The organism is Variovorax durovernensis (assembly GCF_977011995.1).
This window is the reverse complement of record NZ_CDRNCW010000001.1, coordinates 58302-83367: the sequence shown is the minus strand read 5'-3', so window position 1 is coordinate 83367 and position 25066 is coordinate 58302. Positions and strand designations below refer to the sequence as shown.

Sequence of the window (25066 nt, the reverse complement as noted above, 5' to 3'; positions counted from 1 at the left end):
GCTCAGGCCACTTCGCCGAACGCCACGCTCACACGCAGGCCGGTCGGCTCGGCGACCTCGAGCCGCAGCTCGGCGCCCAGCAGCTCCGCATAGCGCGACACGATCGACAGCCCCAGTCCCGAGCCCTGCCCCAGCTTCTCGCCGGCCGGACCCTGCGCCCAGCGCTGCATCAGGTCGCGCTGCGCTTCGATCGGAATGCCCGGCCCGTCGTCGATCACGCTCAGCGTGCGGCCCGCCAGCTCGACCGTGATGGTGCGCCCGCCATAGCGCAGCGCGTTGTCGATCAGGTTGTCGAGGATGCCCTCCACCAGCGCCTCGTTGGCATACACCACCACGCCGTCATCGAGGCCGCGTGCGCCCAGGTCGACACCGCGCGCATCGGCGCGTGCGAGGTGGCGCAACACCGTCTGTTCGGCCAGCACGTCTAGCCGCACCGGCACGCGCTTGAGTTCGGTGCGCGCCTCCTCGGCCAGCGCCAGCGCGAGCAGCTGGTCGATCAGGTGGCTGGCTCGCGCCTGCCGTTCGGACACGCGCTCGAGCTGCTCGCGCCACACGTTGGTGTCGTGCTGCGCAAGGCCGTATTCGGCCAGCGCGCGAATGCCCGCCAGCGGCGTGCGCAACTCATGTGCCACGTTGCCCACGAACTCGCGCTGCGCCTGCACGCTTTGGCCCAGGCGTTCGAACAGAGAGTTGACCGCATTGCCCAGGCGCTGAAGCTCGCGCGATGTCTGCGCCACCTGCACAGGCGACAGGTCATGCACGTCGCGCCGGTCGAGCGCACGTTGCAGGTCGGCCAGCGGCCGCAGGTCGCTGCGAATGCCATACCAGAGCCAGATCGCGAGCAGCACCAGCAGCAGGATCTGCGGTGCCAGCGCATAGCCGAGCAGCTGCCGCACCAGCGCGGTCCGGCTCAGCGTGGTCTGCGCAATGATCACGCGGTAAGGCATGCTGAGGTCGGGCTCGGCGTCATGCTCGAGCACCACCGCGCGCAGTGCGCTGCCTTCGTAGTCGATGTCGGAGAAGCGGTAGCGCGAGCCGTCCACAGGCAGCGGCGCATTCAGGCCGGCCTGGCCCGAGATCAGCGTGCCGTCGAGCCGCTGCACGGCGAAGTACACCTTGTCGACCTGGTCGAACAGCACCGTGGCCACTTCGCGCGGCGTCAGCAGCAGCTCGATGCCGCGTTCGCCGGCTTGCACGTTGGCAGACAGCGCATAGGCGTCGTCGAGCATGCCGCGGTCGAAGGCCTGCTCCGAAAAATAGTTGGCGATGACCAGCGCGATGACGGCACCCACCATCCACGTGAGCGCCAGCGGCACCAGCACGTTGCGCAGCACGCGCCGCGTGAGCGAAGGCGCGCGCTGCGTGGCCTGCTGCTGTTCTGCGGTCTCGCCGGTCACGCGCGGATCACGCCTCGGCTTCGAGCAGGTAGCCGATGCCGCGCAGCGTGCGGATGCTCGCGCCGGTGCCCTGCAGCTTCTTGCGCAGGCGCGAGATGAAGGCTTCGAGCGCGTTGTCGCCGAGCGATTCGTCGAAGCTCGAGAGCTTGTCGGACAGCGCACGCTTGCTCACGGTGCGGCCGGGCGGGCTCATGAGTTCCCACAGCACTTCGAACTCGCGCGCCGGCAGGTCGAGCGGGCCGCTCGTGGTGGAGAAGCGGCGTGCCTTGCGGTCGAGCTTGAGCTGGCCCAGCAGCACGATGTCTTCGGTGCCCTTGGCGCGGCGTACCAGTGCACGCAGGCGGGCTTCGACTTCCGCCAGGTCGAAGGGCTTGCCGAGGTAGTCGTCGGCGCCGGCATCGAGGCCGGCGATGCGCTCTTCGGTGCGGCCGCGCGCGGTCAGCACCAGCACCGGCGTGCGGTCGCCGCGCGCGCGTGCCTGGCGCAGCGCGGTGAGGCCGCTTGCCAGCCCGCTGGTGGGGCTGGCAGTGGCCGGCAGGTTGAGGTCGAGCAGCACCGCATCGAAGGGCTGCACGCGCCAGAGATGGTCGGCATCTTCGACGTTGGTCGAAACGTCGACCCGGTGGCCCGCGTCCGCAAGGCTGCGGACCATGACATCGCGCAGAACGGCGTCATCTTCGACAAGCAGAATTCGCATGGTGTTTGAATGGTTGGGGTAATCTGCCCTTGCGAATGACGGGTCAGCAGCCGGTCAGTCGCTCCAGCGATAAACGCAACATGAGCATACGACAGCAATATGAACCACGGGCCATTTTCATGGCCGGCGCAACACGATGAGTGCGCGCGAACCCTCCGATCAGCTGAGCCTGGTGCCTCCCGAGGTGCAACGCACCGCCGTGGTCCTGCTGCATGGTCTGTGCAGCACGCCTGACGAGTTGCTGACCGTGCAATCGGCACTGCGCAGCCGCGGCTACTCGGTGCATCCGCTGTCGATAGAGGGTTACTCGTTCGATGCCAACGCGCCGCTGCAGCATGCAGCGCCGTTCGAACGCTGGATCGATGCCATACAGGCCGAGGTCAAGGCGCTGCGCACGCAGCACGACCGCGTGATGCTCATCGGCATTTCCGCCGGCTCCTCGCTCGCGCTGGGCGCGGCCATCCGCTGCGGCACGGACGTCGACGCGCTGGTGCTCATGTCGACCACGCTGCGCTTCGACGGCTGGGCCATTCCGCGCACGCAGTTCCTGCTGCCGCTGGCCTTCTACACGCCGCTGGGCCGGCTCTGGCAATACCGCGAGCGCCCGCCCTACGGCGTGAAGAACGAACGCGTGCGCGCCTGGATCGAGCGCGAGCTGCGCCACCGCAAGGTGTCGCGCGCGGGCAGCTCGGTCATCGGCGTGGGCCACCTGCGCGAGCACGACCGGCTCATCCGCCACGTGCGCCGCAACCTCAACAGCGTGCAATGCGACAACGTGCTCGCACTGCACGCCCAGCAGGACGAAGTGGCCAGCGTGGCCAACCTCGACATCCTCGCGCGCGGCCTGCGCTGCCGCGCATTCCGCACGGTGGTGGTCGCGAACAGCTACCACATGATCACAATCGACAACGACCGTCAACAGGTGGTACGTGAAACAGTGTCTTTTGCAGACGCCGTGGCCCATGGCACGATGCCCGAGCATCCCCTGTACGCCTGATCTGCCTGCCCACGCCTGAAAGGAAAGCATCCCCATGTCTTATTCCGACGCTTCTTCGCCCACCTTCAACAGCATCGCGACGATCCTCGAGACCGACTTCAAGGTCGAGCGCTCGGCCATCTCGCCCGCCACCGCCCTGTCCGACCTCGGCCTCGATTCGCTCGCGCTGATGGAGTTCGTCTTCGCCGTCGAAGACGCCTTCCACCTGCGCATTCCCGAGGACCGCCTCGACCCGCGCGAAGCCGGCATCACGCTGCAGCGCCTGTGCGAAGTGATCGACGCGGAAAGCAGCGGCGCCGCCGCTGCCAAGCCCGCGCTACCCGCCGAAGTCCCGGCATGAGCAGCGGAGCCGCCCACGCCGTGCTCGCCGCTTCGGCAGCGCGCGCCGCATCCGCCCCAGTGCGCGTGAGCGGCCTCGGTTTCATCACGCCCATCGGCCGCACCGTCGAAGACTTCGACGACGCCCTGTTCGCCGGCCGCTCGGCGGTTCGCGCGCAGAAGCTCGAGATCAAGGGCATGGACACGATGGAGCTTGCCGTCGCCGCCTGCGACTTCGAATCGAACGGCGTGCGCAGCACCTCGCGCCTGCCGCTGGACCGCGGCACGGCCATGGCATTGGCCGCCGCGCAGGACGCCGCCGCCGAAGCCAGGCTCGACCTGGAGACCATCGACCGCGACCGTCTCGGCATCTTCTGGGGCAGCGGCCTGGCCGGTGCCGGCACCTTCGACAACACCACCAGCGCGCTCTACGGCGAACAGCGCCGCATGCGCCCGACGACCGTGCTCACCGTGATGCCCAACGCCGCCGTGGCGGAGCTTGCGCTGCACTTCGGCGCGCGCGGCTCGGCCATTGCCTACGCCTGTGCCTGCGCCTCGTCGGCCGTGGCCATCGGCGAAGCCATGCGCGCCATCCGCGGCGGCTGGATCGACGTCGCCATCGTCGGCGGCCATGACGCCATGCTCACGCCCGGCGTGATGGCCAGCTGGCACGCGATGCGCGTGATGGCGCCGCCGCCGGCCGACGCGCCCTCCTCCGCCTGCCGCCCGTTCTCCGGCGACCGCGCGGGCTTTGCCATCGGCGAAGGCGCGGCCGCGCTGGTGCTCGAATCCGAAGCGCACGCCGCAGCCCGCGGCGCCGGTGCCGCACCCTTCGTGCTCGCCGGCTACGCCACCAATTGCGACGGCACGCACATCACCAACCCCGACACCGCCGGCCAGGTGCGCGCCATGCGCGCCGCGCTGCGCGACGCCGGCATCGAAGCCTCCGACGTGGGCCACATCAACGCCCACGGCACGGCCACTTCGGCCGGCGACGCCGCCGAGGCGGCATCGATCCGCGAAGTGTTCGGCAAGGCAACGCCTGTGAGCGCGACCAAGGCCATCCACGGCCACGTGCTCGGCGGCGGGGGCGCCATCGAACTCATCGCGGCGCTGCGCGCGCTGGCCCGGGAGGCTCTGCCGCCCATCGCCAACCTGCAGACACCGGACGCCGCATTCGACCTGGATTTCGTCCAGGGCGAGGCGCGCGAGGCCAAGGGAATCCGCTACGCGCTGTCCAATTCCTTCGCTTTTGGCGGCACGAATGCGGTCATCGTGGCCGGTCGCGCGTCCGAACGCTGAAGATTCGCTGAGCACTTCCTGAAAAATCGAACGCGGTGCATCGGCTGGTTGTCTTCGTCGTGCCCGTGTTCGCGCTGCTCATGGCGTGCGAGTTCGCCTGGGGCTGGCTCAAGCGCCGCAACACCTACCGTTTCAGCGACACGCTCGGCAGCCTGAGCCAGGGCCTGCTGAGCCAGGCCCTCGCGGTATGCACCCAGCTTTTCCAGATCGGCCTGTACGCGATGGTCTATCCGTTCGTCGCGATCTGGACCCGGCCGGACTTCTGGGACGGCGCCATCGGCTGGATCCTGGCCGTGGTGCTGTTCGACTTCTTCGACTACTGGCTGCACCGCGCGGGCCATGAGTCGGCCGTGTTCTGGGCCGCGCACTCTGTGCACCACCAGAGCCAGCAGTTCAACTTCTCCACCGCGCTGCGGCAGGAAAGCACCGTGGCCTTCCTGGGCTGGGCCTTCTACCTGCCGATGGCGGTGGTCGGCGTGCCGCCCGAGCAGTTCGGCCTCGCGGGGCTGATCGTGCTGGTCTACCAGTTCTGGATCCACACCGAGCACATCGGCAAGCTCGGCTGGTTCGACAGGGTGTTCTCGTCGCCGTCCAACCACCGCGTGCACCACGCGGTGAACGACGGCTACGTCGACCGCAACTACGGCGGCATGCTGGTGATATGGGACCGAATGTTCGGCACCTTCGCCGAAGAAACCGAACGCTGCGTGTACGGCACGCGCAAGGCGCTCGCGAGCTTCGATCCGCTGCGCGCCATCGTCGGGCCCTATGCGCCGCTGCTGCGCGACGCCTGGCACACGCGGCGCTGGCAGGACAAGATCGCCGTGTGGTTCAAGCCGCCGGGCTGGCGGCCGGCCGACGTGGCGGCATGCTTTCCGGAGGCACCTTTTTCGCTCGAAGAAGCCATGCGCATCCACGATCCCCAATTGACGCGTCCGCAGGTCGCTTCGGCCGCACTCCACTTCGCATGCTGGGTCGGCGTGACGCTGGCCTTCCTGTGGCGCGCCGACGACCTGGCCTTCCAGACCGGGCTGGCGCTGCTCGCGCTGGCGGTCGGCGGCTTCTGGTCCATCGGCGCGGTGCTCGATTCGAAGCTGCGGCTGCGCTGGGCCTGGTGCGCGCAGGCCGCGCTGCTGGCGGTCTCGGCGGTACTGCTCGCCAGCTGAAGGGCCACCGCGCTCACTGGCTATGCTCGGCGCTTCCATCGCTCCGAAGCAGGCAAGAAAACACCATGCGCAGGCTCGCCACTCCTGAAGACATCGACACCGTCTTCGCCCTCTACATGCACGAGAAGGTCGTGCCCTACCTGGGCTACGACCCGATGCCGCTGGAAGACTTCCGCGCGATCTACCGGCAGCTGCTCGATGGCCGCGACTTCTTCGTCTACGAGCGCGACGGACGCATCGCGGGCTTCTATCGCGCCGCGCGCTACCCCGGGCGTGTGCGGCACGTCGCCAGCCTCGGCACGCTCGCGGTCGATCCCGCGCTGCACGGCCAGGGCATTGCGCTGGCGATGGTGACGGACGCCATCGACCGGCTCATGTCGGAGGGCGTCAAGCGCATCGAGCTCATCGTAGAAAGCGACAACGCACCGGCGCTGCGCTTCTACGAAAAGCTCGGCTTCGAACGCGAAGGCACGCTGCGCAAGTTCTACAAGCGCGCCAACGATGCAGAGGCCATCGACGACCACGTCATGGCGTTGCTGGTCGATTGAAAAGACTGCGTCAGGGCTTCCAGCGCCGCAGCAGCAGCGCATTGGCCATCACGCTCACGCTGGACAGCGCCATCGCCGCACCGGCCACCACCGGGCTCAGCAGGCCGAAGGCCGCGAGCGGAATGCCGGCCACGTTGTAGGCAAAGGCCCAAAACAGGTTCTGCCGGATCTTCGAGACCGTGCGGCCCGAGAGTTCGAAGGCCTGCGCCACCAGCGCGAGGTCGCCGCGCATCAGCGTGATGCCGGCCGCTTCCATTGCCACGTCGGTACCGCCGCCCGAAGGCGCCATCGCGATGCCGACATCGGCCGCCGCCAGCGCAGGCGCGTCGTTGGCACCGTCGCCGACCATGGCCACCACGTGCCCGTTCTTTCTCAGGGCAGCAACCTGCGCGGCCTTGTCGGCCGGCAGCACGTCGGCGCGAACGTCTTCCGGGGCAATGCCCAGCCGGGCCGCCATCGCTTGCGCGGCACGCAGGTTGTCGCCCGAGATCATCACCACGCGAAGGCCGCGCGCACGCAGCGTGCGAATGGCTTCGGCGGCCTGCGGCTTGGGTTCGTCGGCAAAGGCCAGCAGCGCCTGCACATGCGCCGCGCCGGCCTCGTCGAAACGCAGCAGCGCGGACACCGTCGCGCCCTTGGCCTGCAGGCGATCGACATCGGCCGCATCGGGCATGGCGTCGAGTTCACGGCACCAGCGCAGGCTGGCGATGGCCCAGGTCGCGCCGTCGACATCGCCGCGCACGCCGCGGCCCGGCATGGCCTGCATCGCACTCAACGCGGGAGCCTGCAGGTTGCGCTGTGCGGCAGCGGCCAGCACCGCCTTCGCGAGCGGATGCTCGCTGCCGCCTTGCAGGCTGGCAGCGACCGCCAGCAACTTTTCTTCTGCCTCAATGGCACCCGCCACCGGCAACAGTTCCGTCAGCACGGGCCGGCCCAGCGTCAGCGTGCCGGTCTTGTCGAAGGCCACCGTGTCAACGCGGTGCGCAATTTCAAGCGCACGCGCATCCTTGATGAGAATGCCGTGCTTCGCCGCCACCCCGGTGCCGGCCATCACCGCCACCGGCGTCGCGAGACCCAGGGCACAGGGGCAAGCGATGACGAGCACCGCCACCGCATGGATGAGTGCCGTCTCGATGCCCGCGCCCGCAATCAGCCAGCCAGCCAGCGTGACGAGCGCGATCAAAAGCACCACCGGCACGAACACGGCCGCGACCTTGTCCACCAGCCGCTGGATCGGCGCCTTCGCGGCCTGCGCATCTTCGACCAGCCGGATGATGCGCGCGAGCACGCTCTCTGCACCCACCGCGCTCACCTCGATCACCATGCGGCCGTCGCCGTTCACGGCGCCGCCCGTCAATGCATCGCCGGGCCCCTTCGACACGGGCAGCGGCTCGCCGGTGAGCATCGACTCGTCGACCTCGGACTGCCCTTCGATCACTCGCGCATCGGCCGGCACCCGTTCGCCGGGCCGCACCACCAGGTGGTCGCCGACCATCACTTCGGCCAGCGGCACATCGCTTTCCTTGCCGCGCGCACCAACCAGGTGAGCCACCTCAGGGCGCAACTGCTGCAGCGCACGGATGGCCGACGTGGCCTGGCGCTTGGCGCGCGCCTCGAGCCACTTGCCGAGCATCACCAATGTGATGACCACGGCTGAAGCTTCGAAATAGAGATGCGGCATTTCTCCATGGCCGGCGTGCTCGCCGGTGGCCGCGCGCCACCACAGCCAGAGCGACAACCCGAAGGCCGCGCTGGTGCCCAGCGCCACCAGCAGGTCCATGTTGCCGGTGCGCGCCTTCGCGGCATGCCAGCCCGCGCGGTAGAAGCGCGCGCCAAGCCAGAACTGCACCGGCGCCGCGAGCAGCAGCTGCACCCAGGGCGGCAGCATCCAGTCTTGCCCGAACGGGCTGCCGACCATCGGCGCCATCAGCGGAATCGACAGCAGCAGGCCGACGGCAACCGGGCCGAAGCCGTGCCACGGCGACAGCGCCGCGGCTTCGTCGGCCGCGCTTGCCGCCGCGCGCGGTTCGTAGCCCGCGGCACGCACCGCACGGCGCACGCGCAGGTCGATGTCGTCGCCCGGCGCCGCCACGATGCGCGCCGACTCGGTCGCAAGGTTCACGCTGACGTCCTGCACGCCGGGCACGTTCTTGAGTGCGCGCTCGACACGCATCACGCATGAAGCGCAGGTCATGCCGCCGACCGAAAGGTCGAACGTGGTCTGGGGCTGCTGCAGAATATTTTCCATATGCCGAGGCTAAAGCCTCACACCGTGGCAAGGTCAAGCGGAAATTTTCAGAGCCCCTTCGCTGGACATTGACATCGTGAGAGGGTTCAGACTTGCATCCTCTTCCCCCACTCACTTCAACAGGAGCAAAGACGATGAGCCAGAAATTCCAGGTCACGGGCATGAGCTGCGGCCACTGCGTGAACGCGGTACAGAACGCCGTACAGACGGTCGACCCCGAAGCGCAAGTGACGGTGGATCTCCCCACCGGCCACGTCGACGTGCTGAGCGACCAGCCGCGCAAGGACATAGTCGCCGCCATCGAGAACGCGGGCTACACCGTCCAATGACAGGCCACGTCACCATCGGCGAAGCGGCGCAGCGCTCCGGAGTGTCGGCCCGCATGGTCCGACACTACGAAGGGCTCGGCCTGCTGCCGGCGGTGGCACGCACCGAGAGCGGCTACCGACAGTACGACGATGCCGACATCCACACGCTGCGCTTCATCAAGCGCTCGCGCGACCTCGGCTTCTCGATGGAGGAAATCTCGGAACTGGTGGGGCTGTGGCACAACCGCCGGCGCGCCAGTTCGAGCGTGAAGCGCATTGCCGAAAAGCATCTCGGCGAATTGGAGCAGCGCATTGCCGACATGCAGTCGATGCGCAACACGCTGGCCCACCTGGTCCACTGCTGCCACGGGGACGCCAGGCCCGACTGCCCCATCCTCGACGACCTGGGCAAGGTCTAGCAAACGCTCTCGTCCAGAAACACCGCGGAACCGGCTTTGCCGGGCCGCTGGTGTTGCCCCCGGCGAGGGGGTAGGAGAAGCGACACGAAGTGCGCGAAGCCTGGGGGAGCGCCCCAGTCAGGCCCCGCGCACCAGCGACAGCACCTTGCCCGCATCCAGCGTGCGGGCCTTCTCCTGGATGGCCGGCAGGTACTGCGTCTGCAGGCTCTGCCCTTCCTTCACCACGCCGGAGAACGCGTCCTTCAGCATCTGTGCCGAGAGCGTGCGGCCGCCGGCGTAGTAGCGCTTGGCCACATGGCCCAGCGCATAGGTCGAGGCGAAGCTCATTCCCGAACTCACGGCCTGGTTGCCCAGCCCGCGCAACAGGCCGCCGCCCACCTTGCCGAGCAAGCCGCCGAGCAGCTTGCGCCCGGCCTGTTCCAGGTACTGCGAAGTCAGGCCCACGCCGACCGTGGCCAGGAAATCCTTGATGTGGCCGCTGTCCAGCTGGTAGCCGTGCGCCTGGCCGATGCGGTAGACCAGCTTCATCTGCAGCGGAATGATCGCCATCGTCGACAGCGTCTCGGGCAGCAGCTCGAGCGCGCCGTTGAGGATGGCGGCGTTCAGGATGGACTTGTCGAGTTCGGCGCTGTCGGGTGAGCCCGGCGCGGTAGCCACCGCCGTGCCGGCTGCCGCGGCAGTGGCCGCCGTTGCCGCCACCGGCACCGCTGCGATTTCTTCCGCCTGCTGCGAGAAACCGGCGGCCGACACATCCAGCCCCAGCGAGGTGCGCACGTCCGCCAGGAACATGCGTTCGGAGTCCGATTGCACGCCGTCGGCATCGCACACGCACACCGCCATTTCGTAGGCGAGCTGCCGCGACTCGGTGCTTTTCAGCTCACCCGCCACCGACGCCAGCGACACCCGCTTCATCAGCACGTCCTGGTAGAGCGTTGGCAGGTTCAGGCCGTCGGCCTGGGACAGGCCCTCCGCGATCCGCTTGATCTCGGCGCGTTCGCGTTCGTGCTTTTCGCCGTCGACGAAGGCCGCCAGCAGGCTGAGAGTCACGATGGCCCGTGTTTCAGAAGGTGTCATTTTCGATATTTCGTAATTTGCAATGTGAAGAAGGGCTGTGTTTTTCTTGCCGGCAACGGCGCGGCCTCCTTGGGCACGTTCTCCCCACAAAACTTGAGCAACTCTGTGGATAACGTCGGAGCTTCTGTGTAGGGCCGTTGCAAGTTATTGATTTTCAAAGGGAATCTACAGACTGCCTTATTTTTGCGCAATGGATTTCCCTGCCCGAAAAACGTCTTTCGCAGATTTCCGCAGGGGTGTCAAAGGACAACTCTGGGGACAGTTCTGGCACAAGCCATCGGTTATCCACAGCGCGGTCGGGTTACCCAAAGTTGTTCATTTGCCGGGTACATCCCGAAAGCGCGGCTGCGCACAGTGACACGGGCATGACAAGTCGTTGTCGCATAACGAAAAAAGCGGCATGTCCACAGAAGGTGCCAACCCTTATCTACTACTACTAATTTGAATAAGAAGAATAAGAAGATGGGAAAGGGACAGGCCTCGCCCGAAAAAAAAGCCGCGAAAGGCCGCGCCGGCCCCGGCGCCTCGATCGAAAACCGGTCCTCCCGGCGCGGTCCCCCGTCGGTAACATCCGCGGGATGAGCTTCAAACCCCGGATCCTGATTGCCGAAGACGAATCGGGCATCGCCGACACGCTGCAATACGTCCTGAAAAGCGACGGTTTCACGCCCATCTGGTGCGCCACGGCCGAGGAAGCGATCGCGCAGTTCGCCCAGGAACCACCCGCGCTGGCCATCCTGGACATCGGATTGCCCGATCTCAACGGCTTCGAACTCTTCAAACGCCTCCAGGCGTTGAATCAATCGATGGGCGGACCGGAGGTGCCGATGGTCTTCCTGACCGCCCGCAGCGACGAGATAGACCGCGTGGTGGGCCTCGAACTGGGTGCCGACGACTACATCGCCAAGCCGTTCTCTCCGCGTGAACTGGTCGCTCGCGTACGGACCATCCTGCGACGCAGCGCCCGAAACGCGCCAGGAAGCCCGGGAACAGCTCCGGTGCCGAACCATGGGGTACCCCATCAAATCGGCGCCCACGCGCCTCATGCAGCCCCTCAACCCCCTGCAATGCCGTTTTCGCTGGACATCGAGCGGATGCAGATCCGGTATTACGGACGCCTGCTCGAACTCTCGCGCTACGAATACGGACTGCTGAAATTGCTGGTGCAGCGCCCGGGGCGCGTTTTCACGCGCGACGAACTGCTCGAACTGGTCTGGGACGACTCGAGCGACAGCTTCGACCGCACGGTAGACGCGCACATCAAGACCCTGCGCGCCAAGCTCAAGGCAGTCGCGCCGGATGTCGAGCCGATCCGCACCTTGCGCGGCACCGGCTATGCACTGAACGAAGAATTGCCGGCCAAGGCGCCGTGACAAGGCGCACGCGGATATTCATTGGCATCCTGCTGATCTACACGGCAGGCATCGCCTTCCTGCTGTACCGCGTGGTCTCGGACATCGACCCGCGCTACCGCGAGTCGGCCGAGGAATCGCTGGTCGAGACCTCGCAGCTGCTGGCCAGCCTGGTCGAGCAGGACGTGATCGCCGGCGCCATCAACACCGCGCGCCTCGAGCCGCTGTTCCGCACAGCCTATGCGCGCGAGTTCTCGGCGCAGATCTACAACCTGCACAAGAGCCAGGTCGAGTTGCGCGTGTACGTGACCGACCGCAACGGCCGCGTGATGTTCGATTCGCTCGGCAGGCATCTCGGCGCCGACTATTCGCAATGGATGGACGTGAGCCGCACGCTGGCCGGGCTTTACGGTGCGCGCACTTCGCGCGACGTCGACGGCGACCCTCGCACCTCGGTCATGTACGTGGGCGCGCCGATCCGCTGGAACAACGAGATCGTCGGCATGGTCAGCGTGGGCAAGCCGGTCCAGAGCTTCGGCCAGTTCGTGGAAGACGCGCGGGCACGCACGCTGTGGGTCGGCGTGGGCTCAGGGCTCGCGCTGCTGTTGCTGGCGCTGATCGTGTCGGTATGGCTGGTGCGGCCCTTCGGGCTGATCCGCGACTACTGGACATGGGTGCGCGCGCAGCGCACCCTGAGCCTGTCGCGCATGGTGCGCCGGGCCATCGACGGCGTGCGCAGTGGCTTCAGCGAAATGCGCGACGCATTGACGGGGCGCAACTACGTGGCCGACTACGTGCAGACCTTCACCCACGAAGTGAAGAGCCCGCTCTCGGCCATTCGCGGCGCGGCCGAGCTGCTGCAGGAACCGTCGATGCCGCACGCGGAGCGCGAACGCTTCCTGGTGAACATCGAGCGAGAGACGCAGCGCATCCAGGAAATCGTCGACCGCATGATGGAACTCACCGCGCTGGAGACGCGGCGCGCGCTCGACCGCACCGAGCCGGTCGCGCTGGCTTCGCTGATCGACGACATCGCCATCAGCGCCCAGCCCGCGGCAGCCAAGCGCAACATCAAGCTGCTGGTGAACATCCGCAGTGAAGCCAGCACGGAAGGCGACCCCTTTTTGCTGCGCCGCGCGATCAGCAATCTGCTGGACAACGCAATCGATTTTTCACCGCGCGATAGCGAGGTGCTGCTCACGCTGGAGACCACCTCGAGGCTGGCGCGCGTGAGCGTGCGCGACCACGGACCGGGTATTCCGGAATACGCGCAGGAAAAGGTTTTTCAGAAGTTCTATTCGCTGGCCAGGCCGCACAGCAAGAAGAAAAGCACGGGCCTGGGGCTGGCGTTCGTGAAGGAGATCGCGACCTTGCACCGTGGGCGCATCGAACTGGGCAATGCATCGCGCGGCGGCGCGGTGGCGACGCTCACGCTGCCGCTCCTGTCACATGCCGGGCGGAATCACTGAGCGGTCATTGGCCGGTGAGCGCACCGTAGGCGCTGCGCGTCTCCGGGCTCACCGCATCGAGCAGCTGCTCATACGAGGTCTGGTGCCGCGCAAGCATGCGCGCCGACGCCACGGTCTTCGACTTGCAGTACCAGTGGCAGGTGTGCTGCATCAGGAACAGCTCGGCCGACATGGTGAAGGCCTTGGACTTGGGCGTGCGGTTCGACTCGTTGCGCATCACGCCGGCAATGCCGCGCGCGTGGATCAGCAGGGCCTGGCGGAAGTCGAAGCTCGCGGCCGGGAAGATGGTGGTGGCCATCGGGATTCCCACCGGCAGCTTGCTCACGCGCGTGAGCTGCTCGGGCAGGCGCGAGAACTCGGCGGCGAAGCTGTCGAACTGGCCCGCGAGCTTTTCCTCGGTGGAGTCGAGCAGGCTCCAGATCTGCTGGCGGCGCTCGGCGTCGTCCTCGCCGAGGCAGCGCAGGTAGCCCGACGTGAGGCTCTCCATCAGCTTTTCGATCTGGTAGCGGCCGAGGTGGCTGACCAGCAGTGCGATGCGCTGTCGCTGGTCTCTGGACTTGAGGATGTAGAAGCCGGCGGCGATGAGTGCCACCAGAGTAAGAATTTCCATGGATGCGGGGGAATAAAAGAAAAAGGCGGGAAGCAGCACCGAGTGTAGGCACCGCCATCCCGCCTTGTTTTTCGCGGCAATGCGCTAGCGGAAGAAATCGAGGATCTTGTTGCGTTCTTCAGGCGGCGGCGGTGCGCCGATGGGCGCGCTCGTGAGTTCCTCCACCGGCGGCGGCGCCTCGGTGCTGTCCAGGCCCAGGCTTGCCACGTTGTGGCCCGGCGTGAAGTCGTCGAAGTACAGCTCGCCGTCGACGCGCACCACGCCCGGCGGTTCGGCCGGCTGCGTCACGGGCACGCCCTGCAGCGCGGTCTGCATGTAGCCGGTCCAGATCGGCAGGCTCAGGCTGCCGCCGGTTTCGCCGCGCACGCCGAGCTGCCGCGGCGTGTCGTAGCCGACCCAGGCCACGCCGACCATGGTCGGCTGGAAGCCGGCGAACCAGGTGTCGAAGGAGTCGTTGGTGGTACCGGTCTTGCCGTAGAGGTCGTCGCGCTTGAGCGTCTGGTAGGCCTTGAAGCCGGTGCCGTTGCGCACCACGCTCTGCAGCAGCGAACTCATGATGAAGGCGTTGCGCTGCGGAATGGCACGGCGCGATTCGTCGAGCACCGGCGGCTCGGTTTCCATCAAGACCTTGCCTTTCATGTCGGTCACCTTCGTCACGAGATACGGATTGACGCGGTAGCCGCCGTTGGCGAACACCGAATAGCCCACTGCCATCTGCATCGGCGTGACCGAGCCGGCGCCCAGGCCCATCGGCAGGTTGGCGGGTTGCTTGTCCTTGTCGAAACCGAACTTCGTGACCCAGTCCTGCGCGTAGGGCGCGCCGATGGACTGCAGCACGCGCAGCGTCACCAGGTTCTTCGATTTCATGAGCGCGGTGCGCAGCGGCATCGGGCCTTCGTAGGTGCCTTCGAAGTTCTTCGGCTCCCACGGCTGGCCGCCGTTGGCGCTGGCATCGAAGTACAGCGGTGCGTCATTCACCACGGTCGCGGGCGTGAAGCCCTTTTCGAGCGCGGCCGAGTAGATGAAGGGCTTGAAGCTCGAGCCCGGCTGGCGCCAGGCCTGCGTCACGTGGTTGAACTTGTTCTTGCCGAAATCGAAGCCACCCACCAATGCCTTGATGGCACCGGAGCGCGGGTCCATGCCGATGAAGGCCGCCTCGACCTCGGGCAGCTGCGTGATCTCCCAGGTGTTCTTGGGCGTCTTCGCGACGCGGATCACCGCGCCGCGGCGGATCTTGATGTTGGGCGGCGCCTTGGCCGCGAGGCCCGACTGCGCGGGCTTCAGGCCTTCGCCGGTGATCTGGATGGTTTCGCCGTTGGCGCGCACGGCGCTGATTTCCTTCGGATTGGCATCGAGCACCACGGCCGCGATCACGTCGCCGTTGTCGGGGTGTTCGGCCAGTGCGTCGTCCACGGCCTCGTCGATTTCCTTCTGCTCGGTCGGCAGGTCGACGAACTTCTCGGGACCGCGATAGGCCTGGCGGCGCTCGTAGTCCATGATGCCCTTGCGCAGCGACTTGTAGGCTGCGGCCTGGTCGGCCGCGACCAGCGAGGTGTAGACCTTCAGGCCGCTGGTGTAGATGCTGTCGCCGTACTGCGCGTACATCATCTGGCGCACGGTTTCGGCCACGTACTCGGCATGCAGGCGGTTCGGGTCAGCGGCATCGCGCAGGTGCAGTTCTTCTTTCTTCGCGGCGGCCGCCTGCTCGGCGGTGATGAAGCCGGTTTCCTGCATGCGGTCGATCACGTAGAGCTGGCGTGCCCGCGCGCGGCGCGGGTTGGCCACGGGGTTGTTGGCGCCGGGCGCCTTGGGCAGGCCCGCCAGCATGGCGGCCTCGGCGACGGTCACGTCCTGCAGCGGCTTGCCGAAGTAGGTCTCGGCGGCGGCGGCGAAACCGTAGGCACGGTTGCCCAGGTAGATCTGGTTCAGGTAGATCTCGAGGATCTGGTCCTTGGTGAGCTGCTGCTCGAGCCGCATCGCCAGCAATATCTCGTAGGTCTTGCGGCTCATGGTCCGCTCGGAGCTCAGGTACACGTTGCGCGCGACCTGCATCGTGATGGTCGAGGCGCCCTGCTTGCGCCCGCCCTTCAGGCTGGCGACAGCCGCACGCAGGAAGCCCTTGTAGTCGACGCCGCCGTGGTCGTAGAAGCGCGCGTCTTCCACGGCCAGCACCGCGTCTTTCATGACCTTCGGGATGTTCGCGAAAGGCGTGAGGTTGCGGCGCTCTTCGCCGAACTCGCCGATCAGCTGGCCTTCGGTCGAGTACACGCGCAACGGCAGCTTCGGGCGGTAGTCGGACAGCTCCGAGACATCGGGCAGCTTCGGATAGATGGCCACCACGGCCACGATGGCGGCGACCAGCACCACCAGCGCGCCGGAACCCACCACCACGGCACCCCATCCGGCAATGCGTTTCCAGCGGCGATTCGGATCGGCCGGCGCGGAACCGTCGTCGTCGGGGGGGGTGGAGCTTGAGCGTTTGAACATAGGAATTACTGGCTAGCTAGCGAGAAGATTGGAGCCGCCGCGCGTCGTCGCGTTCCGGCAACAGGAGATCGGGTGCGCCGCGCTGCGCGGCCTGCAGCGCGCAGTGCATGGCGTCGAAGTACTTGTCGTGGTCGTAGGCGATCAGCAGCAGATCCACCCCGGCGCCGAGGGCGCGGACGGTGGCGTCGCAAAGACCGCGGTTGTAGGCCGCGCACATCGTGAGGTCGTCTGTGACGAGCAGGCCCTGATAGCCCCACTCGCCCCGAATCACCTGCCGCACGATTCTGCGCGAGAAAGAGACTGGATGTTCCGCGTCGAGTTCCGGAAGGATCACATGACCCAGCATGATCGCTGCGTCAGATTGTTTCGATACTTCTTGAAATGGTTTCCAGTCATGTGTTGCAAGCCGGGCCGCCGGCGTGTGCAGCACGGCGGCGAAATGGTGCGTGTCCTCGGTCACTCCGGCCAGGCCGGGAAAGTGCTTGAGCGTGCCGCGAACGCCAGCAGATTCAAGGCCTTGCTCGTAAGCGAGCGCCACCTGCGCGGTGATGGCCGGGTCGGCCGAAATGGCACGTTCGTCGATGCGGGTGTGAAGGTCCCAGCGGCCCGGCGCGCGGCCTGGGCGCAGGTCGACCACCGGGCTGAAATTGAGTGTGATGCCTAAAGCAGCGAGCGCCCTGCCCTGCTGTGCGCCGTAGGCGTGGGCGCGTTGCGCGAGTTCCTCGTCGGAGACGTCGGCGTCCAGCAGTGTGGCCAGCGCGGGTTGCGGCTCGACCAGCGGGGAGAGCCGAGAGACGGCGCCGCCCTCCTGGTCGGTCGCGACCACCAGCGGCGGAAGTCCGGCTTCTAGGCGCAGCGCCTGCAGGCTCGCGATTTCGTCGCGCAATTCTGTGGCGGTGCGGCCTTTCACATTACGGCCGGTCACGAAAATTCCGCCGATCAGGCCCTTGCGCACGCGGTCGCGCAACTGCGCCGCATCGTCGTAGCCGACGACGAAGCGTGCACCGAGCGCCTGAGCGACGGGGCCCGATGCGGCTTCGACCTCGGCCCGGTGCTGGCGCGATGCGGCCTCGTTGGCCAGGGCAGTGAGCAAGGCCGCGAAGGCCACGCCCAATGCCACGGGACGCAGCCTGCCCCGCGCGAACCGCCAAGCGACGGCGATACCCACGGCGAGCGCTCCCAGCAGCAGACCCAGCTCCCACGCACGCATGAAACGCAGATGCGGGTCTTTCAGGTGCCATGCCCAGAACCACATCACGGCCAGGGCAAGCCAGCCCAGCGCTCCGGCGATGATCCGCAGCGCTCTCATGGCATGTTGTCGGCACGGCGCGAGAGCGCATACCAGTCGACCTTGCGCGTGACGAGCATCAGCACGGCCAGCATGCCGAAGATCAGCAATGCGCCGAGCAGCAGCGCATTGCTTTCCGATGCGAGTAGCCCGTAGAGCGCGCCGTACAGCAACGCCACGAAGGCGCCGAAAGACAACCCGCGCCGCCAGCCCTCCAGCACCGCGCTGAAATAGACCGCCAGCAGGACGACGCTGGCTGCAGCGGCACCGGCGTAGGCCATCCAGAACGCGAACTTCTCCGACAACGCGAGCAGCAGCAGGAAGAACAACGCAATCGACAGGCCCACCAGGCCGTACTGGATCGGATGCAGCCGCAGCTTGCGGAACAGCTCGAACATGAAGGCCGCCATCAGCACCAGGCCGATGAAGAGTGCGCCGTACTTGCCGGCGCGCGTGCTCATCGAATAGACGTTGATAGGCTGCGCGAGCGATACGTCGAAGGTCTGCAGCGGACCGATATTGCGGCGCGGCATGTTCATGTTGGCGACCGTGGTGTTCGCGCTGGCCACGTCCGCCGTGTTGCCGTCGGCGGGGCCGCCACGGCCTGAAAGACCGGAACGCACCTGCTCGCGTGCCGAGGTGACGAGTGAGGACACGCGCCAGTGCGCGTCGAATCCTTGCGGCGTCACGCTGCGCTCGGCCGCGAGAAAGCGGCCGCCGAAGCTCGGATGGGCCCAGGGCGAGGTGAGATGCGCGGTCGTTTCCTCGGCAATGGGCGCGATGGCCAGGGTGTCCTGCCCGACGAGGCCGATCTTCATTTCGAAGGCGACCGGGGTGCCGGCCTGCCATGCGGCGAGCGCGGCACCGGTGACGGGTGCATGGATGCCGTCGGCAAACCAGGCATCGTCGGCCAGGCCGGGCACGCGCTGCCTGAAGCGGAGCACCTCGCCGCCCATCGCCACTGTGGGCGAGCCGTCGAGGCCGCGCAGGTCGCTCACGTTGAAGGCAACGAACGGGGCCTTGAACTCGATCTTCGAATCGGCCTCGCTGTGCGAAACGGTTTTTGGGTCGAAGGCCGCGAAGCCGCCGCCGAGCGTGGCATTCAGCGTATAGAACGGAATCCTGAAGATGCCGCGGTAGCGCTCCTGCGGCGCCATCGTGCCTTCGATGTGCAGCTTGTCGGGGAACACCACGTGGGCCATTTCCTTGCTGCGCGGCTCCTGGCCGATCACCTTGCCTTGCGCGTTGCGCAGCGGCTCCATCCAGCGTTCGACATACGGCACCAGCAGCAACGGGCCGACCACCGTCTGGCGGCCGGCATAGGTGGCGGCAAGCTCGTGGCCCGCTTCGCGCTGGCTTTCGCCGCGCTCGCGGTTGATCGAATCGATTTCCGCGAGCGGAATGCACAACAGCAACAGCAGGAAGAACAGGCCGGCCACCTTGACCAGCATCGAACTCTGCAGGGCCTTCAACAACTGAAGCATGTTTTTCTCTCCTCGTCGGTATCGGTGAAGCGGCGATGCTGTTCGCGCGACCCGAAGGCTGTGTGAAGCACCCTGCGCGCTTCCCTTCACACAGACTTCACACAGCGGGGAACCGGCTTGTTCGACTTCAAGGAGCCTTCCAACTGGCTTCTCGCGCGGTGGCGACAGTCATGTCCGTGCAAGTTCGCACGAGCAAGGACACCGCCATGAACGACGCCCCCACCACTCCACGCCCCGGCCGCTGGCTCTGGCTCGCCACCGTGAGCCTGGCGACCGTGGCCTTCGTCGCATTGAGCGTGCGCCCGCTGCATGCGCAGGAAGCGCCTGCCGGCCCGCGCCTGAAGACAGAGAGCCCGTACTTCTTCGTCAAGAGCGACGACCCCTCGGTCGACCGCCTGCCCCTGAAGGGCACGGAGGTGGCCGTGAAGATCTCTGGCGTGATCGCCGACGTGACGGTCACGCAGACCTATCGCAACGAAGGCCGGCGCGCCATCGAGGCCAAGTATGTTTTCCCCGGATCGACCAAGGCCGCAGTGAGCGGCCTCAACGTGCGGCTGGCCGACCGGCTCATCACCGCGCAGATCCGCGAGAAGCAGCAGGCTCAGATCGAATACGACACCGCCAAGAAAGAGGGCAAGACCGCCGCACTGCTGGAGCAGCACCTGCCCAACGTGTTCCAGATGAACGTCGCCAACATCATGCCGGGCGACGACGTGAAGGTGGAGCTGCGCTACACCGAACTGCTGGTGCCGCAGTCGGGCAACTACGAGTTCGTGTTTCCGACCGTGGTGGGCCCGCGCTACAACAGCCCGCAGTCGGCCAACGCACAGGCCAAGTGGGTGGCGCAGCCCACGCTCGCCGAAGGCGTGGCGAGCGGCACCAGCTTCAAGCTCAAGGCCAGCATCGACACGCCGATGGGCCTGAAGGAAATCCGCTCGACCACGCACGCCATCGACGTGAAGAAGAGCGACGAAGACAAGCACGCCGACGTCGTGCTCACCGCCGATGGCCGCCCCGCGGACAACCGCGACTTCGTGCTCGACTACCGCCTGGCCGGCGAGAAGATCGAATCGGGCCTGATGCTCTACAAGGGCCAGGGAGAGAACGCCGAGAACTTCTTCCTCGCGATGGTCGAGCCGCCCAAGGCCGTGGCCGCCAGCGCCATTTCGCCGCGCGACTACATCTTCGTGGTCGACATCTCGGGCTCGATGCACGGCTTTCCGCTCGACACGGCGAAGACGGTGCTCGAGCGCCTGATCGGCGGCCTGCGCCCGAGCGACACCTTCAACGTGCTGCTGTTCTCGGGCAGCAACAAGATGCTCTCGCCCAAGTCGGTGCCGGCCACGCGCGCCAACATCGAGCAGGCGCTGGCCACCATCCAGAACTACAGCGGCAGCGGCAGCACCGAGCTGATCCCGGCGCTCAAGCGCGTGTATGCCGAGCCGAAGGAAGACAAGGTGTCGCGCACCGTGGTGGTCGTGACCGACGGCTACGTGACGGTCGAGCGCGAAGCCTTCGATCTGGTGCGCAAGAACCTGTCGAAGGCCAACGTGTTCGCCTTCGGCATCGGATCGTCGGTGAACCGCAGCCTGATGGAAGGCATTGCGCGCGCCGGCATGGGCGAGCCGTTCATCATCACCGACCCGATCCAGGCGCCCGAGCAGGCGGCGCGTTTTCGTCGCATGGTCGAGTCGCCGGTGCTCACGAACGTGAAGGCCACCTTCGGCGGACTCGACGTGTACGACGTGGAACCGCAGGCCCTGCCTGACGTGCTCGGCGAACGCCCGGTGATCGTGTTCGGCAAGTGGCGCGCGGATTCGAGCGGACAGGCAAAGGGCCGCGTGATCATCGAAGGCCAGGGCGCAAGCGGCCCCTATCGCCAGGAAGTGCGCATCGACGAGCGCACCCGCCAGGACACGGCGGCGCTGCGCACGCTGTGGGCGCGTCATCGCATTCAGAGCCTGAGCGACCAGGAAACGCTGGAAGGCGGCACGGCCTTCAAGGACCGTATCACCGAGCTGGGCCTGAAGTACAGCCTGCTCACCCAGTACACGAGCTTCATTGCCGTCGACAAGGTGGTGCGCAACGTGGCGCCGCAGAACAGCGTGGACGTGAACCAGCCCTTGCCCCTTCCGCAAGGCGTGAGCGAGCTGGCGCTAGGCGCCGAGGTGCCGAGCACGCCCGAACCCGAGACGCTGGGCGCCATCGCCGTCGTGCTGTCGATGCTCGCCATGCTGCGCCGCCGGGCCCGCCGCAACGACGCGCGCCGCTTCACTGCCTGAACGCCTGAACCACCGAGAAAGAAAAAAATGTCTCTGGCAGCACTTGCCCATCGCCACCCGCGCATCGTCGACTGGGGCATCTTCATCGACCGCGCGCCGGCCGCCGGCTGGCTCGGCCTGCAGTTCCTGGCGCTGATGCCGACATGGGCCTGGATGGTCCAGCGCATGCGCGACGGCTCCGACGATCCGCTGGGCCTGCTGGCGCTGGTCGCACTGGCCGCACTGACCTGGAATCGCCGGCGCGAGCTGCGAGCCTCGCCGCGGCTGGGCTGGCTCGTGCTGGCTGGCGCGGGCACCGTGCTCGCGACCTTGCTGCGCACCGGGCTCGGCGTGCTGCCCGCGCTGCCGCCGCTGGCTGCCGGGCTCGTGGCGGTGCTGGCGCTGGCCTGCGGGCTGCTGGCTTTCCTGCCGCGCAACGTGGGCAGGTTGCCGGTGGCGGGGCTCGCGGTGCTGGCGCTGCCTCTGCTGTCGTCGCTCCAGTTCTATGCGGGCTATCCGCTGCGGGTGGTCACGGCCGAGGCGAGCCGCTGGCTGCTTGCGCCCGGCTTCCAGGTGATGCGCGAAGGCACCAGCCTGATGGTCGACGGCCGCCTCGTGATCGTCGACGCGCCCTGCTCCGGCGTGCAGATGGTCTGGCTCGGCTATTTCACCGCCTGCGCGGTCGCGCTGTGGGCGCGCCGCGGCGACCAGACCTTCCTGCGCCGCCTGCCGATGGTCGGGCTGCTGGTGCTGGCGGGGAACATCGTGCGCAACAGCGTGCTGATCGCCTTCGAAGGCGCCGGCCATCCGCTGGCGCCTTGGGCTCACAACGCGCTGGGCCTGGCGGTGCTTGCCGTCGTGTGCGCCGCCATCGCCCGCCTGATGGTGCCGGAGCGCCACGTGCCCGAACTCGCCGCACAACCCATCCCGGGCCTGATCACCACCCAAGGAGGCCGCCATGTCGACACCGTTCTTTGAGCGCTGGCTCGCCAACCATTTCATCAACCGCATCGGCCACAAGTCGGCCTTCGCGCTGGCGATGCTGCTGTGCATGCTGTGGTCGGCCGGTGCGGCAATGCGTGCGCCGGCCGAGCCGGTGGCCCTGGCCGCATCGCACGAATGGCCCAGCCAGTGGGACGGCGTGCCGCTGCGCCCGCTGGCGCTGAGCGACGTGGAACAGCGCTTCGCCGACAGCTTTCCGGGCGCCATCGGCCGCATGACCGACGGCACACAGACACTGGTGATGCGCGAGGTGAAGCAGCCCACGCGCATGCTGCACCCGGCAGCCGACTGTTACCGCGCGCTGGGCTATCGCATCGAGCAGGCCCGGCTGGAACGCGATGCGCAGGAGCGCCTGTGGCGCTGTTTTGTTGCGCAACGGCACGGCGCGCAAAAAATCCGTGTTTGCGAGCGCATCGTCGACGCCCGGGGCACGGCTTTCACAGACACTTCTAGCTGGTACTGGGCAGCGGCCAGCGGCCAATCGCATGGACCGTGGCAAGCTGTCACCGTGGCCAGACCGATCTGAGAAACGAGCCTGTGAAGAAGACCCTGCGAATTGTGCTTTTCAGCCTGATGGCCCTTGTCATCACGGCGTGTGTTGCTATCTTTTTGATAGTCAAGCTGGCGCTTGCGCCGGCTGCCGGCGAATGGAGCACCACGGTGAAGGCCGGTCCGCTGAATTTCGAGATCGGCGTGCCCACCGCAGTGCGCGTGGCCACGTCGCCGTGGTTCGCGCCCTACCTGGACGGGCGCTCGCTAGATACCCGCGCCGGCGCCGTGCGCTTCGCCTGGAAGCCCGCCGGCGAGCTGCTCGAAATGCAATGCGCGCCCTGCAGCGCCGAGGTGCCGGCACTCGGCACCCAGCCAATCAAGGTCGAGCGGCTGGTGGCCACCGTCAAGCGCGACGGCAACACCCTCAACGGCACCTTCGAGGCCACGCCCGAGAGCACCGACACGACCCGGCTCCACGGCCGCTGGGAAGGCAAGCTCTCGCCAAAGAACCTGCAGCTCAGCGCCAACGTCGAAGATGCCCCCATCGCCCGCTGGTATGCGGTGCTGGTGCCCACGTTGCCGGAGCTGCGCAGCGCGCGCATCGGCGGCACGCTGGCGCTGCGCGGGCAACTGTTGCTGCCCGAGGCCACGTTCGCGGTGCAGCCGACCATCAGCCAGTTCACCGTCGAGGGGCTGGGCACCGAGGCCATGCTCAATGCACGGACCAGTTGCGGCCCGTCGGCAAGGCTGGCCAACGACAGCTGGCTGGCGCGCGCGGTGGTAGCCGCCGAAGACCAGCGCTTCTTCACCCATGCCGGCTACGACCTGACCGAGATCCTCGCGTCGATCGACAACAACCAGAAGCCGGGCCAGACCAAGCGCGGCGGCAGCACGCTCACGCAGCAGCTGGCCAAGCTGCTGGTGACGGGCAGCGACCGCACCGCCGAACGCAAGCTGCGCGAGATGCTCTACGCGGTCGAGATGGAGCAGACGCTGGGCAAGGCCCGCATCCTGCAGCTGTACCTCGACAACGCCCCGTGGGGCGGCAGCATCTGCGGCGCCGAAGCTGCGGCGCGGCGCTACTTCAAGCGCAGCGCGCGCACGCTGGAGCCGGCGCAGGCCGTGTGGCTCGCGGCCATGCTGCACAAGCCGCAGGCCGTGCTCGAGCAATGGCGGCGCGACGGCCACATCGACGCCGACCGCACCAAGTGGGTCGCCGAAAGCATCCGCGGCATCAACCGGAACCAGCGCGAGGCCCTGCTCAAGGGCGTGGCCGCGGCGAAGTTCACGGCGCCCGAGGCCGTCTCGCAATGAACCTCATGAATCCGATTTCAGAAGCCGACATCGAAGCCATCGAGCGCGCCACAGTCTCGGCGGTGGCGCCCGACCTGACCGAAGAACTCGACGGCTGGCTGCTGCCCTTTGCCGAGGGCACGGTCAATCGCGCCAAGTCCGCCGTGCCCTTGCACCGGGGCGTGGTCGATGCAGCCACCCTCGACCGCATAGAAGACCGCTTTGACAACCGACAGGCCGTGCCGCTGCTGCGCCTGGCCGACGCGGATTGTTTCGACGGCTTGCGCGCCGAACTGGAGCGGCGCCACTACGCCAGCGACAACCCGACGCTGGTGCAGCTCGGCTCGATCCCGCGGATGCTGCAGGTGGCCGAGGGCCGCGGTGCGCCGGCCGACGTCGACACGACACCCGACGACGCCTGGGCGGCGCTGTTCCTCGGCGAAGGCTTCGATCCGGTGGATGGAGCGCATCGCGTGCGCACCCTCTCGCGCGCCAAGGGCACGCTGTTTGCCAGCGTGCGCGAAGGCGGCCGCACCCTGGCCGCCGGCGCAATGGCGTTCGGCCACGGCTGGTGCAGCGTGCACGGCATGCGCACCGACCAGGCGCAGCGCGGCCGGGGACTCGCGGCGCGCGTTCTGGCCGGCCTGGCGCAGGCGGCCATGTCGCGCGGCTTCGAGCGGGTGTTCCTGCAGGTCGATGCGGCGAACCCGCCGGCGCTGGCGCTGTACAGGCGCGCGGGTTTCGAAACCCGCTGGCAGTACCGCTACTGGCGTGGCCACGATCCGCGCGCCGGATTTCAAGCCGCCGGCTGACAGCGCACGGGTGGCGCCACGGGCCGGTTAGTGCCACCATGG

Annotated in this window: 22 protein-coding genes; 14 read left to right on the top strand and 8 right to left on the bottom strand. The window is 67.3% G+C overall.

The annotated features are described in order from the left end of the window. Window positions 1-2 precede the first annotated feature (2 nt). The gene (locus ACWV14_RS00340; RefSeq protein ID WP_454901720.1) at window positions 3-1397 is read right to left on the bottom strand and encodes a sensor histidine kinase; all 1395 of its coding nucleotides are present in this window, start codon (window positions 1395-1397) and stop codon (window positions 3-5) included. 7 nt (window positions 1398-1404) lie between these two features. Next, a complete protein-coding gene (locus ACWV14_RS00335; RefSeq protein ID WP_237677548.1) occupies window positions 1405-2094 on the bottom strand; it encodes a response regulator transcription factor in 690 nt (229 codons plus the stop codon). A gap of 136 nt (window positions 2095-2230) precedes the next feature. Here ACWV14_RS00335 and ACWV14_RS00330 point away from each other — a divergent pair, with 136 nt between their 5' ends. The 5 genes from ACWV14_RS00330 (at window position 2231) to ACWV14_RS00310 (ending at window position 6425) form a co-directional block, all read left to right on the top strand. Beyond that, window positions 2231-3091 (top strand): alpha/beta hydrolase, encoded by an 861-nt coding sequence (locus ACWV14_RS00330; RefSeq protein ID WP_454901717.1) that lies wholly within the window; start codon window positions 2231-2233, stop codon window positions 3089-3091. Window positions 3092-3125: 34 nt separating this feature from the next. Further along, window positions 3126-3431 carry an acyl carrier protein gene (locus ACWV14_RS00325; RefSeq protein WP_454901715.1) on the top strand — a complete coding sequence of 102 codons (306 nt, stop codon included), beginning with the start codon at window positions 3126-3128 and terminating at the stop codon, window positions 3429-3431. Further along, window positions 3428-4711: a beta-ketoacyl-[acyl-carrier-protein] synthase family protein gene (locus tag ACWV14_RS00320; RefSeq protein ID WP_422089023.1), complete on the top strand. Its 1284-nt coding sequence runs from the start codon at window positions 3428-3430 to the stop codon at window positions 4709-4711. The genes ACWV14_RS00325 and ACWV14_RS00320 overlap by 4 nt, the downstream gene beginning before the upstream one ends. 35 nt (window positions 4712-4746) lie before the next feature. Then, entirely contained in the window at window positions 4747-5877 is a 1131-nt protein-coding gene (locus ACWV14_RS00315; RefSeq protein ID WP_454901713.1) for a sterol desaturase family protein, read from the top strand. A gap of 65 nt (window positions 5878-5942) precedes the next feature. After that, the gene (locus ACWV14_RS00310) at window positions 5943-6425 is read left to right on the top strand and encodes an N-acetyltransferase family protein (RefSeq protein WP_454901711.1); all 483 of its coding nucleotides are present in this window, start codon (window positions 5943-5945) and stop codon (window positions 6423-6425) included. Between the two features lie 10 nt (window positions 6426-6435). Here the strand turns inward: ACWV14_RS00310 and ACWV14_RS00305 are convergent, their stop codons facing one another. Next, a complete protein-coding gene (locus ACWV14_RS00305) occupies window positions 6436-8673 on the bottom strand; it encodes a heavy metal translocating P-type ATPase (protein ID WP_454901710.1) in 2238 nt (745 codons plus the stop codon). Window positions 8674-8807: 134 nt separating this feature from the next. Here ACWV14_RS00305 and ACWV14_RS00300 point away from each other — a divergent pair, with 134 nt between their 5' ends. Continuing rightward, window positions 8808-9002, top strand: coding sequence for a heavy-metal-associated domain-containing protein (locus ACWV14_RS00300; RefSeq protein WP_422089027.1), 195 nt, complete (start codon window positions 8808-8810; stop codon window positions 9000-9002). Continuing rightward, window positions 8999-9400, top strand: coding sequence for a Cu(I)-responsive transcriptional regulator (cueR, locus tag ACWV14_RS00295; protein WP_422089028.1), 402 nt, complete (start codon window positions 8999-9001; stop codon window positions 9398-9400). The genes ACWV14_RS00300 and cueR overlap by 4 nt, the downstream gene beginning before the upstream one ends. Window positions 9401-9517: 117 nt before the next feature. On the opposite strand, the gene ACWV14_RS00290 is transcribed toward cueR, so the two are convergent. Beyond that, complete coding sequence (locus ACWV14_RS00290) at window positions 9518-10474, bottom strand: YcjF family protein (RefSeq protein WP_454901707.1); 957 nt, start codon at window positions 10472-10474, stop codon at window positions 9518-9520. Window positions 10475-11052: 578 nt separating this feature from the next. Between ACWV14_RS00290 and creB the strand changes: the two genes are divergently transcribed. Further along, window positions 11053-11847: a two-component system response regulator CreB gene (gene creB, locus ACWV14_RS00285; RefSeq protein ID WP_454901705.1), complete on the top strand. Its 795-nt coding sequence runs from the start codon at window positions 11053-11055 to the stop codon at window positions 11845-11847. Then, window positions 11844-13295, top strand: coding sequence for a two-component system sensor histidine kinase CreC (gene creC / locus ACWV14_RS00280; protein WP_422089031.1), 1452 nt, complete (start codon window positions 11844-11846; stop codon window positions 13293-13295). Before creB ends, creC begins: the two co-directional genes overlap by 4 nt. A 4-nt stretch (window positions 13296-13299) precedes the next feature. Here the strand turns inward: creC and ACWV14_RS00275 are convergent, their stop codons facing one another. The 4 genes from ACWV14_RS00275 to creD form a co-directional block, all read right to left on the bottom strand. Beyond that, the gene (locus tag ACWV14_RS00275) at window positions 13300-13905 is read right to left on the bottom strand and encodes a hypothetical protein (RefSeq protein ID WP_454901703.1); all 606 of its coding nucleotides are present in this window, start codon (window positions 13903-13905) and stop codon (window positions 13300-13302) included. 84 nt (window positions 13906-13989) lie between these two features. Beyond that, window positions 13990-16392: a penicillin-binding protein 1A gene (locus tag ACWV14_RS00270; RefSeq protein WP_454901701.1), complete on the bottom strand. Its 2403-nt coding sequence runs from the start codon at window positions 16390-16392 to the stop codon at window positions 13990-13992. A gap of 16 nt (window positions 16393-16408) precedes the next feature. Beyond that, a complete protein-coding gene (locus tag ACWV14_RS00265) occupies window positions 16409-17701 on the bottom strand; it encodes a glycoside hydrolase family 3 N-terminal domain-containing protein (protein ID WP_454901699.1) in 1293 nt (430 codons plus the stop codon). Further along, complete coding sequence (gene creD, locus ACWV14_RS00260) at window positions 17698-19164, bottom strand: cell envelope integrity protein CreD (RefSeq protein WP_454901697.1); 1467 nt, start codon at window positions 19162-19164, stop codon at window positions 17698-17700. The genes ACWV14_RS00265 and creD overlap by 4 nt, the downstream gene beginning before the upstream one ends. Before the next feature lie 206 nt (window positions 19165-19370). Between creD and ACWV14_RS00255 the strand changes: the two genes are divergently transcribed. From ACWV14_RS00255 to ACWV14_RS00235, 5 genes are all read left to right on the top strand, one after another. Then, the gene (locus ACWV14_RS00255) at window positions 19371-21446 is read left to right on the top strand and encodes a VIT and vWA domain-containing protein (protein WP_422089036.1); all 2076 of its coding nucleotides are present in this window, start codon (window positions 19371-19373) and stop codon (window positions 21444-21446) included. A 27-nt stretch (window positions 21447-21473) separates the two neighbouring features. Beyond that, on the top strand, window positions 21474-22403 hold the full coding sequence (xrtQ, locus tag ACWV14_RS00250; protein ID WP_454901695.1) for an exosortase Q: 930 nt from the start codon (window positions 21474-21476) through the stop codon (window positions 22401-22403). After that, window positions 22384-22953 (top strand): hypothetical protein, encoded by a 570-nt coding sequence (locus ACWV14_RS00245; RefSeq protein ID WP_454901693.1) that lies wholly within the window; start codon window positions 22384-22386, stop codon window positions 22951-22953. Before xrtQ ends, ACWV14_RS00245 begins: the two co-directional genes overlap by 20 nt. An 83-nt stretch (window positions 22954-23036) precedes the next feature. Next, window positions 23037-24233: a biosynthetic peptidoglycan transglycosylase gene (locus tag ACWV14_RS00240; protein WP_454901691.1), complete on the top strand. Its 1197-nt coding sequence runs from the start codon at window positions 23037-23039 to the stop codon at window positions 24231-24233. A gap of 5 nt (window positions 24234-24238) precedes the next feature. Further along, window positions 24239-25024 (top strand): GNAT family N-acetyltransferase, encoded by a 786-nt coding sequence (locus ACWV14_RS00235; protein WP_454901689.1) that lies wholly within the window; start codon window positions 24239-24241, stop codon window positions 25022-25024. Window positions 25025-25066: the final 42 nt, after the last annotated feature.

Coding starts and splice junctions, on each gene's coding strand:
- creB (WP_454901705.1), top strand. CDS start 11,053: ATGAGCTTCAAACCCCGGATCCTGATTGCCGAAGACGAATCGGGCATC.
- ACWV14_RS00310 (WP_454901711.1), top strand. CDS start 5,943: ATGCGCAGGCTCGCCACTCCTGAAGACATCGACACCGTCTTCGCCCTC.
- ACWV14_RS00335 (WP_237677548.1), bottom strand. CDS start 2,094: ATGCGAATTCTGCTTGTCGAAGATGACGCCGTTCTGCGCGATGTCATG.
- ACWV14_RS00245 (WP_454901693.1), top strand. CDS start 22,384: ATGTCGACACCGTTCTTTGAGCGCTGGCTCGCCAACCATTTCATCAAC.
- ACWV14_RS00290 (WP_454901707.1), bottom strand. CDS start 10,474: ATGACACCTTCTGAAACACGGGCCATCGTGACTCTCAGCCTGCTGGCG.
- ACWV14_RS00275 (WP_454901703.1), bottom strand. CDS start 13,905: ATGGAAATTCTTACTCTGGTGGCACTCATCGCCGCCGGCTTCTACATC.
- ACWV14_RS00235 (WP_454901689.1), top strand. CDS start 24,239: ATGAATCCGATTTCAGAAGCCGACATCGAAGCCATCGAGCGCGCCACA.
- ACWV14_RS00265 (WP_454901699.1), bottom strand. CDS start 17,701: ATGAGAGCGCTGCGGATCATCGCCGGAGCGCTGGGCTGGCTTGCCCTG.
- ACWV14_RS00330 (WP_454901717.1), top strand. CDS start 2,231: ATGAGTGCGCGCGAACCCTCCGATCAGCTGAGCCTGGTGCCTCCCGAG.
- creD (WP_454901697.1), bottom strand. CDS start 19,164: ATGCTTCAGTTGTTGAAGGCCCTGCAGAGTTCGATGCTGGTCAAGGTG.
- cueR (WP_422089028.1), top strand. CDS start 8,999: ATGACAGGCCACGTCACCATCGGCGAAGCGGCGCAGCGCTCCGGAGTG.
- ACWV14_RS00305 (WP_454901710.1), bottom strand. CDS start 8,673: ATGGAAAATATTCTGCAGCAGCCCCAGACCACGTTCGACCTTTCGGTC.
- ACWV14_RS00255 (WP_422089036.1), top strand. CDS start 19,371: ATGAACGACGCCCCCACCACTCCACGCCCCGGCCGCTGGCTCTGGCTC.
- xrtQ (WP_454901695.1), top strand. CDS start 21,474: ATGTCTCTGGCAGCACTTGCCCATCGCCACCCGCGCATCGTCGACTGG.
- ACWV14_RS00300 (WP_422089027.1), top strand. CDS start 8,808: ATGAGCCAGAAATTCCAGGTCACGGGCATGAGCTGCGGCCACTGCGTG.
- ACWV14_RS00325 (WP_454901715.1), top strand. CDS start 3,126: ATGTCTTATTCCGACGCTTCTTCGCCCACCTTCAACAGCATCGCGACG.
- ACWV14_RS00270 (WP_454901701.1), bottom strand. CDS start 16,392: ATGTTCAAACGCTCAAGCTCCACCCCCCCCGACGACGACGGTTCCGCG.
- ACWV14_RS00320 (WP_422089023.1), top strand. CDS start 3,428: ATGAGCAGCGGAGCCGCCCACGCCGTGCTCGCCGCTTCGGCAGCGCGC.